General features: G+C 62.6%; 12 protein-coding genes. 7 read left to right on the top strand and 5 right to left on the bottom strand.

From position 1 onward, the window contains the following. Positions 1 to 2 precede the first annotated feature (2 nt). Complete coding sequence (gene nudC, locus C9990_RS17480) at positions 3 to 836, top strand: NAD(+) diphosphatase (protein ID WP_065906678.1); 834 nt, start codon at positions 3 to 5, stop codon at positions 834 to 836. On the opposite strand, the gene C9990_RS17475 is transcribed toward nudC, so the two are convergent. The 3 genes from C9990_RS17475 to C9990_RS17465 form a co-directional block, all read right to left on the bottom strand. Further along, positions 804 to 1,583: a TSUP family transporter gene (locus C9990_RS17475; protein ID WP_106804108.1), complete on the bottom strand. Its 780-nt coding sequence runs from the start codon at positions 1,581 to 1,583 to the stop codon at positions 804 to 806. The two genes, nudC and C9990_RS17475, sit on opposite strands and share 33 nt — an antisense overlap. A 193-nt stretch (positions 1,584 to 1,776) precedes the next feature. Next, positions 1,777 to 2,493, bottom strand: coding sequence for a phosphatidylcholine synthase (gene pcsA, locus C9990_RS17470; protein ID WP_065906682.1), 717 nt, complete (start codon positions 2,491 to 2,493; stop codon positions 1,777 to 1,779). Positions 2,494 to 2,642: 149 nt separating this feature from the next. Next, on the bottom strand, positions 2,643 to 3,557 hold the full coding sequence (locus C9990_RS17465) for a class I SAM-dependent methyltransferase (protein WP_106804107.1): 915 nt from the start codon (positions 3,555 to 3,557) through the stop codon (positions 2,643 to 2,645). A gap of 190 nt (positions 3,558 to 3,747) precedes the next feature. Here C9990_RS17465 and mdeB point away from each other — a divergent pair, with 190 nt between their 5' ends. Continuing rightward, positions 3,748 to 6,426 carry an alpha-ketoglutarate dehydrogenase gene (gene mdeB, locus C9990_RS17460; protein WP_106804106.1) on the top strand — a complete coding sequence of 893 codons (2,679 nt, stop codon included), beginning with the start codon at positions 3,748 to 3,750 and terminating at the stop codon, positions 6,424 to 6,426. An 85-nt stretch (positions 6,427 to 6,511) separates the two neighbouring features. On the opposite strand, the gene C9990_RS17455 is transcribed toward mdeB, so the two are convergent. Then, on the bottom strand, positions 6,512 to 7,000 hold the full coding sequence (locus C9990_RS17455) for a DUF1289 domain-containing protein (protein ID WP_106804105.1): 489 nt from the start codon (positions 6,998 to 7,000) through the stop codon (positions 6,512 to 6,514). 238 nt (positions 7,001 to 7,238) lie between these two features. Between C9990_RS17455 and C9990_RS17450 the strand changes: the two genes are divergently transcribed. Further along, complete coding sequence (locus C9990_RS17450; RefSeq protein WP_106804104.1) at positions 7,239 to 7,538, top strand: putative quinol monooxygenase; 300 nt, start codon at positions 7,239 to 7,241, stop codon at positions 7,536 to 7,538. Between the two features lie 63 nt (positions 7,539 to 7,601). Here C9990_RS17450 and C9990_RS17445 read toward each other — a convergent pair whose 3' ends face one another. Then, on the bottom strand, positions 7,602 to 8,852 hold the full coding sequence (locus C9990_RS17445; RefSeq protein WP_005788524.1) for a ribonucleotide-diphosphate reductase subunit beta: 1,251 nt from the start codon (positions 8,850 to 8,852) through the stop codon (positions 7,602 to 7,604). A 271-nt stretch (positions 8,853 to 9,123) separates the two neighbouring features. Here C9990_RS17445 and C9990_RS17440 point away from each other — a divergent pair, with 271 nt between their 5' ends. The 4 genes from C9990_RS17440 to C9990_RS17425 all read left to right on the top strand — a co-directional run bounded on the left by C9990_RS17440 (position 9,124) and on the right by C9990_RS17425 (position 12,692). Continuing rightward, positions 9,124 to 9,600 carry a GNAT family N-acetyltransferase gene (locus C9990_RS17440; RefSeq protein ID WP_106804103.1) on the top strand — a complete coding sequence of 159 codons (477 nt, stop codon included), beginning with the start codon at positions 9,124 to 9,126 and terminating at the stop codon, positions 9,598 to 9,600. A 104-nt stretch (positions 9,601 to 9,704) separates the two neighbouring features. Beyond that, positions 9,705 to 10,217 (top strand): formaldehyde-activating enzyme, encoded by a 513-nt coding sequence (fae, locus tag C9990_RS17435; protein ID WP_065906694.1) that lies wholly within the window; start codon positions 9,705 to 9,707, stop codon positions 10,215 to 10,217. Positions 10,218 to 10,227: 10 nt separating this feature from the next. Beyond that, complete coding sequence (locus C9990_RS17430; protein WP_065906695.1) at positions 10,228 to 11,262, top strand: aldo/keto reductase; 1,035 nt, start codon at positions 10,228 to 10,230, stop codon at positions 11,260 to 11,262. After that, positions 11,259 to 12,692 carry an NAD-dependent succinate-semialdehyde dehydrogenase gene (locus tag C9990_RS17425; protein ID WP_065906697.1) on the top strand — a complete coding sequence of 478 codons (1,434 nt, stop codon included), beginning with the start codon at positions 11,259 to 11,261 and terminating at the stop codon, positions 12,690 to 12,692. Before C9990_RS17430 ends, C9990_RS17425 begins: the two co-directional genes overlap by 4 nt. Positions 12,693 to 12,826: the final 134 nt, after the last annotated feature.

Genomic DNA, 12,826 nt, shown 5'->3' with positions numbered 1-12,826 from the left:
ACATGACCCCAGGCTGGATTACCACAACGCTGCTGGACAACGACGCCCCTGGCGGCTGGGCCGTCGCCCGCAGCCGCGACGGCTTTTTGCATGATGCCAACGGCCCGCTGTTCCCCCGGGAATGGCTCAAGCGCCAGGACCTTGCTGTGTTCGCCGAACACGGCATCGGTCACCTTGATGGCGAACCGGTGTACCTGCTGGAACTCGACGCGGCGGCGCAAGTGCCCGACTGCAGCTGGCAAGGCCTGCGCGGCTTCATGCTGCAAGGCGATCACACCCTGTACAAAGTGCTCGGCTACGCCGCGCAGATCGGTACCTGGGCGCGCGAACACCGTTTCTGCGGCAGTTGTGGCCAGGCGATGGTCCAGGTGCCACGGGAACGGGCGATGTTTTGCCAGGCCTGCGACCTGCGCAGCTATCCACGGATCTCGCCGAGCATGATTGTGCTGGTGACGCGTGGCGACGAAATCCTGCTGGCGCGTTCGCCGCGTTTTGTGACCGGTGTCTACAGCACGCTGGCAGGGTTTGCCGAGCCGGGCGAGTCGGCCGAAGACTGCCTGATCCGCGAAGTTCGCGAGGAAGTGCAGGTCGAGGTCAAGAATATCGAGTACCAGGGCAGCCAGTGCTGGCCGTTCCCGCATTCGATGATGCTGGGGTTCCACGCCGAGTACGCCGGCGGCGACATCGTGCCCCAGGCCGACGAGATCGAGGACGCGCAGTGGTTCAACATCCACGACCTGCCGCCGCTGCCGGCGTCACGTTCGATTGCGCGTTACCTGATCGACCTCTATGTGGCTCGGCGCCTAGGCCACGCTGAACCAGTGTTGCCAGGCTAGGCGCACTGTCAGCCCGAGCACCACGGTGATAAACACCGGGCGAATGAATTTGGCGCCGCCGCTGATAGCGCTGCGTGCGCCAAAAAACGCGCCGCCCATCACCGAGATGCCCATGACCAGGCCGACGATCCAGTCCACCGAGCCATTGAAGATAAACACTGACAGCGCCGCCGCGTTGCTGACAAAGTTCATGCTGCGCGCCACGCCGCTGGCCTTCACCAGGTCGATGGGGTGCAACAGCATCGTGCTGACGGTCCAGAACGCCCCGGTGCCGGGTCCGGCCACGCCATCATAGAAGCCCAGGCCAAAGCCCTGGGTGGATTGCCATTTCTTCTTGATCGGCGCATCGGCGTCCAGCGGCGCCTTGGGCGTGCCGCCGAACAACAGGTACAGGCCGCAGCCGAACACAATCACCGGGAGCATCTTGTTCAGGGTTTCGGCAGGCAGGTAGTGCGCGACCACGGCACCGGTGAGGGCGCCGATCAACGTCCCGACGATGGCATGCACCCACTGGCGCGGGTGGAACAGCTTGCGCCGGTAAAAGGTGAAACTGGCGGTGGCGGAGCCGAAGGTGGAACTGAGCTTGTTGGTGCCCAGTACCAGGTGTGGCGGCATGCCGGCGGTGAGCAGTGCCGGCGTGGTCAGCAGGCCACCGCCGCCGGCGATGGCGTCGATGAAACCGGCGATAAAGGCAACGACGGCGAGAATGGCGAGGGTGGTCAGGTCAACGCTGAGTTCGAAGGGCATGGCAGGGCTTATTCTTGGAAGGGCGCAGCGAAGGGGCTACACCGAAGGCCTGCATCTTACCTGCCTGCTGTACACAGATCCAAATGTAGGAGCCGGCTCGCCGGCGATAGCGCAACATCAGCCACTCTCTCTGGAGCTGACGAACCGCAATCGCCGACAAGCCGGCCCCTGCAAATGACTGGTGTTGGCGCGGCTATTTGTGGTTGCCCAGCCACTCCAGCGCCGTACGCCAGATACAAATCCCGAGGAAGTACGCCGACATCAACGACCACAACCCAAATGTCCACGGGTTGGTATTCGGGTAATCCATCACCATCAAAAAGCTGCACAGCAGCCAGATAGTGGTGACTGCGATGTTGATCGGCATAAACCGCTTGACCCGGAACGGGTGCAGGAACTTCATCGGGGTCACGGTCAGCAGTGCCAGGCCGATCACCGTCAGCAAGGTCACCCAGGCTTCCGGCTGGATGATGTACACGCACAGCGCCACCACGTTCCAGGCGGCGGGGAAGCCGACGAAGTAGTTGTCCTTGCTCTTCATGTTCACGTTGCAGAAGCAGAACAGCGACGACACCAGGATCACCGACACCGTGAACAGGTGAGTAAATTCCGGCAGGTCGATATAGCGGTAGATAAACAGTGCCGGGATAAACACGTAGGTGAGGTAATCGATCACCAGGTCCAGCACCGAGCCGTCGAAGCTGGGCAGCACCGTGCTGACATTGACCCGTCGCGCCAGGGAGCCATCGACGCCATCCACTACCAGCGCGAAGCCGAGCCAGAGCAGGCAGGCCTTGGGCGAGTTTTCCAGCAGCGCCAGGGTGGCCAGGAAGGCCAGTACCACGCCGGTGGCGGTAAAGCCGTGGGCGCCCCAGGCTTTGAGTCTGGCTACATGCAGGGTCGATATCACGGGCGGTTCTCCAAAAGGTGAAACGGGGCAGCCGACGGTGTGACACCGTCGGGTCTGGCCGGGGAATGCAGGTATCGACCGGGAAGGGGGGGATAAGGTTCACCGCCCCGGTGTATTGCTTAGCGTAGCAAGCGTAGGACGTTTCGGCATCAACCCTGGTGGAACACCAGGGCCTTCAAGCCGCTTTGTGGGTCGATATCCGGAAATTCCGGCGGATTCTGCAGCCGCTCGACAAAGCGCAGGCCCGGTGCTTCGCGGGTTACGCCGTCGATCAGGAAGTCTTCGCCGAAGGCCGGGTCGTTCATGCACGCCAGCACCGTGCCCTGTGGCGTCAGCAAGTCCGGCAGGCGACGCAGCACGCGCTGGTAGTCCTTGGTCAGCAAAAAGCTGCCTTTCTGGAACGACGGCGGGTCGATGATCACCAGGTCATAGGGGCCGCAGTTGGTGACCTTGGCCCAGGACTTGAACAGGTCGTGGCCCAGGAAGCTGACCTTGCTCAGGTCGTGACCATTCAGGCGATGGTTGTCGCGGCCACGGCTGAGCGCGCCACGCGCCATGTCCAGGTTCACCACATGATCGGCGCCGCCTTCGATGGCCGCCACGGAAAACCCGCAGGTGTAGGCAAACAGGTTGAGCACGCGCTGGCCCTTGGCCTGTTCGCGCACCCAGTTGCGCCCGTAGCGCATGTCGAGGAACAGCCCGCTATTCTGTTTTTTACCCAGGTCGATCAGGTAGCGCAGCCCGCCTTCGGTAATCACCTTCTCGTCGACAGCGTCGCCCGCCAGCCATTCGGTGGTGCTGTGCGGCAGGTAGCGGTGTTGCAGGGCAATGGCATGGGTACCGAACTCAGCCTGCAGCAGGTGTTTCAAGGCCTGCAGGTGCGCGGCCTCGGGCTCCTTGAACAGCGCGACCAGCAGCACGCCTTGCAGCCAGTCCACAGTCAATTGTTCCAGGCCCGGCCAGCAACGGCCACGGCCGTGGAACAGGCGCCGGGTTTCACTCGGTGGAGTGGCGAGGGCAGTGAGCAGGTGGGCGTGCAGGGTGGCGAGGGCGTCTGGGGTCATCGTTAAACGTCAGTCATTGAGCGGGCGGCATTTTAAACACACTTGCGGGCTTGCGGGTTGGCTGAGCACAACGTGCTGGTAAAACCAGGATTGGCAGTGATTCATGCTCAAAATTCTGCTATCTGCGCCTGATAACAGGCAAAAAATCCTCCGGCACCCACATAAACTGGAAAAAATCCCGGAGGTGCCCATGAACGGTTTCGCGAGTGCAGTCAATCACACAGCCACGGATCAGTTGGAGCAGGACGAGTGGCGCGATGCCCTGGCCTCGCTGGTCGCTAACGCCGGGCCCGAGCGCGCCCGCCAGATCCTCGACCTGCTGGCCCGCGACGCCAGTGCGCCGCACATCGACTGGACTCCGCGCCACGGCACGCCCTACATCAACAGCATCAGCGTCGAGCAGCAGCCGGCGTTCCCCGGTGACCTCGCGACGGAAGAGCGCCTGGCCTCGCTGGTGCGCTGGAACGCGCTGGCCATGGTGGTGCGCGCCAACCAGGCGTATGGCGAACTCGGCGGCCACATTGCCAGCTACGCCAGTGCGGCAGATTTGTTCGAAGTGGGCTTCAACCACTTTTTTCGTGCCCGCAACGATGGGTTTGGCGGCGACCTGGTGTTCTACCAACCGCATTCCGCGCCGGGCATCTATGCGCGTGCGTTTCTCGAGGGGCGTCTGAACGAGGGCGACCTGGCCCACTATCGGCAGGAACTCGGCGGGCCAAAAGCCGGTGCGCGCGGGCTCTCCAGCTATCCGCACCCGTGGTTGATGCCGGACTTCTGGCAGTTCCCCACCGGCTCCATGGGCATTGGCCCGATCAGCTCGATTTTCCAGGCGCGCTTTATGCGCTACCTGCAGCATCGCGGCTTGCAGGACACCACCGACCGCCACGTGTGGGGCGTGTTCGGCGACGGTGAGATGGACGAGCCGGAAAGCATGTCTGCGCTGACCCTGGCCGCGCGCGAAGGCTTGGATAACCTGACGTGGGTGGTCAACTGCAACCTGCAGCGGCTCGACGGGCCGGTGCGCGGCAACGGGCGCATCATCGACGAACTGGAGGCATTGTTCGGCGGCGCCGGCTGGAACGTGATCAAGCTGGTCTGGGGTTCGGATTGGGATGCCTTGCTCGCCAAGGACGTCGACGGCTCGCTGGTCGATACGCTGTCGAACACCGTCGATGGGCAATTCCAGACCTTCGCCGCCAAGGACGGTGCCTACAACCGCGAACACTTCTTTGGCCAGAGCGAAGCCTTGGCCAGGCTGGTCGAGGGCATGAGCGACGAACAGATCGACCGTCTCAAGCGCGGCGGCCACGACATGGTCAAGATCCACGCCGCCTACCACGCCGCGCGCCGCGTCAAGGGCAAGCCCACGGTGATCCTCGCCCAGACCAAAAAGGGCTTCGGCATGGGCGAGGCGGGGCAGGGCAAGATGACTACGCACCAGCAGAAGAAGCTTGATCGCGAGGCGCTGATCGCCTTTCGCAATCGCTTCCAGTTGCCGCTGAGTGATGAACAGGCCGAGTCGCTGAGCTTCTTCAAGCCCGAGGACGACAGCCTGGAATTGCGTTATCTGCATCAGCGGCGCAAGGCCCTGGGCGGTTATGTGCCCAGCCGCAGTCAGCTTGCTGCGCCGGTGAGCATCCCGCCCATGGCGGGCTATGCTGGTTTCGCCACAGCGGCCGACGGCAAGGAAATGTCCACCACCATGGCCTTCGTGCGCATGCTCACCCAGCTGCTCAAGGACAAGGCGCTGGGCCCGCGCATCGTGCCGATTGTGGCGGATGAGGCGCGCACCTTCGGCATGGCCAACCTGTTCAAGCAGATCGGCATCTATTCCAGCGTCGGCCAGCGCTACGAGCCGGAAGACATCGGCTCGATCCTCAGCTACCGCGAGGCCACGGACGGGCAGATCCTGGAGGAAGGCATCAGCGAAGCCAGCGCCATCAGCTCCTGGGTCGCAGCGGCCACCAGCTACTCGGTGCATGGCCTGCGCATGTTGCCGTTCTACATCTATTACTCGATGTTCGGCTTCCAGCGCGTGGGTGACCTGATCTGGGCCGCCGCCGACCAGCGTGCCCGCGGTTTCCTGCTCGGCGCCACGGCCGGGCGCACCACCCTCGGCGGCGAAGGCCTGCAGCACCAGGACGGCAGCAGCCACCTCACGGCCGCCACCGTGCCGAATTGCCGCGCCTATGACCCGGCATTTGCCGGTGAATTTGCAGTGATCCTCGACCACGGCATGCACCAGATGCTGGAGCACGACGTGGACGAGTTCTACTACGTGACCCTGATGAACGAAAACTACCCGCAGCCGACCCTGCCGGAAGGGGTTGAAGCGGCGATCATCAAGGGCCTGTATCGCCTGCAAGGCACCGCCGGCGCCCAGGTGCGCCTGCTCGGTGCGGGCACGCTGGTGCGTGAGGCGCAGGCTGCGGCGCAGTTGCTGGCAGACGATTGGCAGGTGACCAGCGAAGTGTTCAGCGTGACCAGTTTCAGCGAGCTGGCGCGTGAGGCGCGCGAGGTGGAACGCTGGAACCGCCTGCACCCGCAGGAAGCCGCACGCAGCAGCCACCTCGCGGATTGCCTGCCTACCGGCGCGCCGGTGATCGCGGTGTCTGACTACGTGCGCGCATTGCCGCAGATGATTGGCTCGTACCTGGACTCGCGCTACACCGTGCTCGGCACCGATGGCTTCGGGCGCAGTGATACGCGGGCGGCGTTGCGCGATTTCTTTGAAGTGGACCGCCATCACCTGGTGCTGGCAGCGCTGACGGCGTTGGTGGAGCTGGGGAGCCTGCAGCCGCAGGTGTGCCAGCAGGCGATTGAGCGGTACGGCCTGCAGGCGGAACGCGAAGCTTCCTGGACCCGCTGAACCTGCAGGAGCCCGGCTGGCCGGCGATGACGATCTTGCGCGCGCATCGCCGGCCAGCCGGGCTCCTACGGGGCAGCGGTGTTGGTCAGAGGGTGGCGATCAGGGCCGGCCCAAACGCTTCTTTCAAGAAGACCGGGGCGATATACCGCTCGTAATGCGCCTCGGACAGCAGGAAAAACTCGCGGTCAATCGCATCGCGCAAATCCGCCAGGCTGCGCTCGCGAAACTCCGGCAGCAACGCCAGGCCATACGCATCCAGCTTGGAGATCACCCGCGCACCCCGCGCAATCAGCTGGTAGGCCCAGCAATACGGCGACTGATGCGGCATGAAGCGAATCTTGCGGTCTTCCAGTTGCTGGCGAAGGCGCTGCGGGTCAAGCACTTCGAGCTTGCTGGCCATCACCTGCACCAACAGTTGTTCCAGGCGCAGCCACACCGCCTGCTTTTCATCGGCGTTGTAGCCATTCCACTGGATGACTTCATGGTGATAACGCTTGCACCCCCGGCAGACCAGGTCACCGTAGACGGTAGAGCACAGGCCGACGCAGGGCGTCTTGATGGTTTGATTGGGCATAAATAGCGACTGCTTTTCTAATCAAGAAAACGTGGGCTCATTTTCAATCTGGTGATGAAAGTGTTAGCGCGTTTTGTCGGTTTTTCTTTGTGGCTGAGCGGGCAAAGATGGGCGCATTCCACACCGAGTACCGATCATGAAACCCACCCTCAAACCCCTGGGATACTGGCTCTGCGCAGTGATGATTGCCGTTGCGAGCAGCGTCTCCGCAAGTCCGCCCTCTAACGGAGCTACCGTCATGAACAAACCGCTGGTATCGATCGCAGTCCTCAAGGCCAAGCCAGGCAAACAACAGGCGCTCAAGGAAGGCTTGTTGGCGCTGGTGCAGCCTACGCGCACAGAACCCGGCAACCTTGACTATGTGCTGTATGAACTGCGGGACGAACCCGGCACGTTCTACATGCGTGAAGCGTTCAAGGACCAGGCGGCACTCGATGCGCATTTTGCGACGCCATACTTTCAGCGGTTTGCCGCGACGGCGGATGAGCTGCTCAGCGAGCCGTTGAAGTTGATCTTCCTGGAACAGGTTTCCAACTGAGGAGCGATGGCCGTATTCAGGGCGCTATCGCCGGCTTGCCGGCGATAGCGTCTACAAGATCAATCAATCCCAGCTCAACGCACCGCCAGTCTGGTACTCGATCACACGGGTCTCGAAGAAGTTCTTCTCTTTCTTCAAGTCCATGATCTCGCTCATCCACGGGAACGGGTTGGTTGTTCCTGGATACTCTTCCTTCAAGCCAATCTGCGACAGGCGACGGTTGGCGATGAACTTGAGGTAGTCCTCCATCATCGCCGCGTTCATGCCCAACACGCCGCGCGGCATGGTGTCACGCGCGTATTCGATTTCCAGCTGAGTCCCTTGCAGGATCATCTGGGTCGCTTCTTCCTTCATCTCGGCATCCCACAAGTGTGGGTTTTCGATTTTGATCTGGTTGATCACATCGATACCGAAGTTCAGATGCATCGACTCATCGCGCAGGATGTACTGGAACTGCTCGGCGACGCCGGTCATTTTGTTGCGGCGGCCCATCGACAGGATCTGGGTAAAACCGCAGTAGAAGAAGATGCCTTCCAGGACGCAGTAGTAGGCGACCAGGTTGCGCAGCAGCTCCTTGTCAGTCTCGACGGTGCCGGTTTCGAACTTCGGATCGGAGATCGAACGGGTGTATTTCAGGCCCCAGGCGGCTTTTTTCGCGACCGATGGGATCTCGTGGTACATGTTGAAGATCTCGCCTTCATCCATGGCCAGCGATTCGATGCAGTACTGATAGGCGTGGGTGTGGATCGCTTCCTCGAAGGCCTGGCGCAGGATGTACTGGCGGCACTCCGGGTTGGTGATCAGGCGGTACACGGCCAGGACCAGGTTGTTGGCGACCAGCGAGTCGGCGGTGGAGAAGAAGCCCAGGTTGCGCATGACGATGCGACGTTCGTCGTCGGTCAGGCCTTCGGGGTTTTTCCACAGGGCGATGTCGGCGGTCATGTTGACCTCTTGCGGCATCCAGTGGTTGGCGCAGCCGTCGAGGTACTTCTGCCAGGCCCAGTCGTACTTGAAGGGCACGAGTTGGTTGAGGTCGGCGCGGCAGTTGATCATGCGCTTTTCGTCAACGGCGACGCGGGCGGCGGAGCCTTCCAGCTCGGCGAGGCCTTCGGCGACGTCGAGTTTGTCGAGGGCGGCCTTGGCGCGGATGATCGCGGCGGAGTCGTTGGCCGTCACGTTGCGCGCTTCCAGCGCGGCGGCGGCGCCTGCGCCATCCAGGCGGTCCATGTTGGCTTCACTGGCGTGGCCGGCGTTGGCGCCCTTGATCACCGCTGCACCGGTGTCTTCGTTGTCGACTTCATCCCAACTCAGCATTGAAATACTCCTTCCTGGTCTGTTCTGACGGCGTGTGAACCCGTCCAAAAATATGTAATTTGCAGGCTACTAGGCATTGAAATACTGCGCGTAGTGTGGTCGGTAAATATCGATTCTGCACACTATGTAGTGGTCTGTTCTGTTTGTGGGCACACTATATGGTGTGTAACAAAGATGGTCAACGCACAAGATGTGCGCTCTCGAGTGGCTGGCGTGACGTGGGTCAGCTATAAAGACCGGGATTATTGACCCGAATCAGGACCTCAAGGGAATGAGCCATTTATTGATCCGCGCCGCCTGTCTGGAAGACGCCGAAGGCATTTTCCACGTGCATAAAGACTCCGTCGAAAGCCTCTGCCACGCCGATTACGGCCCCACTCAGATCAACATGTGGCTGGATGGCCGCTCGCCCGAGACGTACCGCGAGGCAATCGTCGCCGGCAATGTGTGGCTGGCCTGCACGGACGTGATCCAGGGGTTCGTGGAAATCGATGGCCACGAAGTCAGCAAACTGTTTGTGCGTGGCCAGGCCGCCGGGCAGGGCGTAGGGGCTCGCCTGCTTCGCGAAGCGCTGGCGCGCATCGAAGCCGCCGGTCATGCCAAGGCGTATCTGGAGGCGACCCTCACCGCCGAAAAATTCTATGCCGCGAGCGGCTTTCGCAAGATTGGCGAGGGCACCTTCAGCCGTGGCAACAGCCCGGTTTGCATCGAGATCATCAAGATGGAGCGTGCTTTCCCGGGGGCATGAGAAAAACTCACAGCCCCATGACTTTTAATGGTTACGCCCGCCCTCAGCGCCAGTGCTAAAAAATCGCCAACCAGCTCCCCATAACAACAAAGAGCGTTTGCGAAATGAAAACACTGGATCTGTACATCGGCGAAGGCTTTGAAGGCCCTGGCGTCAACGCGGCCCACATCAATATCCTGATCGGCCCGCGCAACGGCCCGGCCGGCCAGGCGTTCGCCAACAGCCTGGCGTCTCCCAGCCAAGGGCATTGCCCGTTCATGGTGATCGCCCAGCCGAACATCCCGGTCAAGCCCATGACCCTCTACGTCAACAAGGCCGCGATCGGCAGCGACCTGCACGGCAACGCCACCTGGGGCGCGTCCCAGGCCGGGATCGCCAAGGCCGTGCTCGAAGCGTTGCTGGACGGCACTTTGCCGGCCGAGGCCGAAGACGAGTGGGCCATCGTCACCGCCAACTGGGTCAACCCGGCCTGCGACGACCTCGATGCCGTCTACCTGAACAACTACAACGCCTGCCGCACCGCGATCCGCGCAGCCCTCACCGGCACGCCGTACACCGCGCAACTGGCGGACGTGGTCAACCAGATCAGCAACCCTTTCTACACGCCTAAAGCCTGAGGACATCCCCATGCAATACATTCGTTTGGGCAACTCCGGCCTGCAAGTCTCGCGCCTGTGCCTGGGCACCATGAACATGGGCACCCCGGACTGGAAACCGTGGATCTTCGACGAGAAGCAAAGCGAGCCGATCGTCGCCCACGCCCTGGCCAACGGCGTCAATTTCATCGACCTGGCCGACTTCTATTCCGCCGGGGTCGGCGAGGAAGTGGTGGGGCGCATCCTCAAGCGCGTCGCCCGGCGTGACGAGATCGTGGTCACCACCAAGGTCGGCTACGGCACCCGCAGCGGCATCAACGCCAGCGGCCATTCGCGCAAGCACATCATGGACAGCATCGACGCATCCCTCAGCCGCCTGGGCATGGATTACGTCGACGTGTTCATGCTGCATTACTTCGACGTGAACACCCCGGTCGAAGAAACCATGAGCGCCCTCAATGACATCGTGCGCTCCGGCAAGGCGCGCTACATCGGCGTGTCGACCATGCTCACCGGCCAGCTGGCGAAAATTCTCCTGGCCTGCGAACGCAATGGCTGGGTCAAGCCAATCAACATGCAGCTGCAACTGAACTGCGCCTACCGCGAAGAAGAGCGCGAGATGATCCCGTTCTGCCGCGACCAGGGCCTCGGCGTCTCGGTGTTCAGCCCGCTGGCGCGCGGCTTGCTCACCGGCGAGGTGCAATCGACGCGCAACCAGACCGACTTCTTCACCCAGCAGATGTACAGCGACCAAACCTCGTTCGATATCGCCCATTCGGTGCAGCGCGTGGCACGTGCCCGTGGCGTGTCCAACGCGCAGATCGCCCAGGCGTGGGTCGCCAACCATCCAGGTGTCGATGTGATGCTGGTGGGCGCCGACACCACCGCGCAGTTCGACAGCGCGCTGGCCGCCCTCGACACCCAATTGGATGCCGAAGAACTGCATGAGCTGGAACGCAACTACACACCGTGCGATGTGATCAACGACTACACCGCCGGCAAGCGCATCCTGCGTGCGGCCCGTCCGGGCCTGGACCGTTTCAACCTGATCGAGGCCGTGGCATGAACCCGCTGATCCGTACTGGCAACTACATCGATGGCCAATGGTCCAGCGGTGGCCCGACCTACCCGGTGCTCAATCCGGCGAATGGCGCGCTGATCGCCGACGTACAACGCGCCGGGGCTGAGCACACCGACCTGGCCATCGCCGCCGCCCACCGCGCGTTGCCGGCCTGGCGTACGCTCACCGCCAAGGAGCGCAGCCAGCGCCTCAAGCGCTGGAGCGAGCTGATGCTCAGCCATCAGAAAGACCTCGCGCAGTTGCTCAGCCTGGAGCAGGGCAAGCCCCTCGCCGAAGCCATGGGCGAAGTGGTCTACGCCGCGAGCTTCCTGGAGTGGTTTGGCGAAGAGGCCAAGCGCGCCTATGGCGACGTGATTCCAAGCCACAAGGCCGATGCCCGCATCATCGTGACCAAGGAAGCCATCGGCGTGGTCGCGGCGATCACGCCGTGGAATTTCCCCCTGGCGATGGTCACCCGCAAGGTCGGGCCGGCGCTGGCGGCGGGCTGCACGATGATCCTCAAGCCCTCGGAAGAAACCCCGCTGTCGGCCTTTGCGCTGGCGGTCCTTGCCGAGCAGGCCGGCATTCCGGCCGGTGTGTTCAATATTGTCTCCGGTGACGCCGTGGCCATCGGCGGCGCGCTGCAGGCCTCCAGTGTGGTGCGCAAGCTGTCGTTCACCGGCTCGACGCGCACCGGCAAACTGCTCATGCGCCAGGCGGCGGACACGCTGAAAAAAGTCTCGCTGGAACTGGGCGGCAACGCGCCGTTCATTGTGTTCGACGACGCCGACCTCGACGCCGCCGTCAAAGGCGCGATGGCGTCCAAGTTCCGCAATACCGGGCAGACCTGTGTGTGCGTCAACCGCTTCTTTATCCAGGACGGCGTGTATGACGCGTTCACCACCAAACTTGCCGAGGCGGTCAAGGCCATGCGCGTCGGCAGCGCCCTGGACGGCGACACCGAGCAAGGCCCGCTGATCAACGCCGCCGCGCTGGCCAAGGTTGAAGCCCATGTGGGCGACGCCTTGGAAAAGGGCGCCAAACTGTTGTGCGGCGGCCGGCGCCATGCGCTGGGCGGCACCTTCTTCGAGCCGACCATCCTCACCGAAGCCCACGGCGAGATGCTGATCGCCCAGGAAGAAACCTTCGGCCCGGTGGCGGCGTGCTTCCGCTTCAGCGATGAAGCCGAGGTACTGCAGCGCGCCAATGACACGCCGTTCGGCTTGTCGGCCTATTTCTACAGCCGCGACATTGGCCGCGTGTGGCGCATGGCCGAAGGCCTGGAGGCGGGCATGGTCGGCATCAATGAAGGGATCATCTCCACCGAAGTCGCGCCGTTTGGCGGCATCAAGGAATCCGGCCTGGGCCGCGAAGGCTCCAAGTACGGCCTGGATGATTACCTGGAGATCAAATACCTGTTGATGGGCGGGCTGTAGACCCCAGGTCTGCAAACAGCAGAGGTCGACTGTGGAAGCTGGCTTGCCTGCGACAGCGGTACGCCAGCGACCCATGCTTCGACCGATCCACCGCTCGCAGGCAAGCCAGCGCCTAACAGAGCAACCACAAGGCG

This window comes from Pseudomonas sp. S5D5 (assembly GCF_003013355.1).
Lineage (GTDB): Bacteria > Pseudomonadota > Gammaproteobacteria > Pseudomonadales > Pseudomonadaceae > Aquipseudomonas > Aquipseudomonas aylmerensis.
Note: the sequence above shows the minus strand (reverse complement) of the source record. Positions and strands in the feature narration are given on the sequence as shown.

Excerpts from the sequence above, each read along its gene's own strand:
- nudC (WP_065906678.1), top strand. The coding sequence starts at position 3 with ATGACCCCAGGCTGGATTACCACAACGCTGCTGGACAACGACGCCCCT.
- C9990_RS17475 (WP_106804108.1), bottom strand. The coding sequence starts at position 1,583 with ATGCCCTTCGAACTCAGCGTTGACCTGACCACCCTCGCCATTCTCGCC.
- C9990_RS17465 (WP_106804107.1), bottom strand. The coding sequence starts at position 3,557 with ATGACCCCAGACGCCCTCGCCACCCTGCACGCCCACCTGCTCACTGCC.
- mdeB (WP_106804106.1), top strand. The coding sequence starts at position 3,748 with ATGAACGGTTTCGCGAGTGCAGTCAATCACACAGCCACGGATCAGTTG.
- C9990_RS17455 (WP_106804105.1), bottom strand. The coding sequence starts at position 7,000 with ATGCCCAATCAAACCATCAAGACGCCCTGCGTCGGCCTGTGCTCTACC.
- C9990_RS17450 (WP_106804104.1), top strand. The coding sequence starts at position 7,239 with ATGAACAAACCGCTGGTATCGATCGCAGTCCTCAAGGCCAAGCCAGGC.
- C9990_RS17445 (WP_005788524.1), bottom strand. The coding sequence starts at position 8,852 with ATGCTGAGTTGGGATGAAGTCGACAACGAAGACACCGGTGCAGCGGTG.
- C9990_RS17440 (WP_106804103.1), top strand. The coding sequence starts at position 9,124 with ATGAGCCATTTATTGATCCGCGCCGCCTGTCTGGAAGACGCCGAAGGC.
- fae (WP_065906694.1), top strand. The coding sequence starts at position 9,705 with ATGAAAACACTGGATCTGTACATCGGCGAAGGCTTTGAAGGCCCTGGC.
- C9990_RS17430 (WP_065906695.1), top strand. The coding sequence starts at position 10,228 with ATGCAATACATTCGTTTGGGCAACTCCGGCCTGCAAGTCTCGCGCCTG.
- C9990_RS17425 (WP_065906697.1), top strand. The coding sequence starts at position 11,259 with ATGAACCCGCTGATCCGTACTGGCAACTACATCGATGGCCAATGGTCC.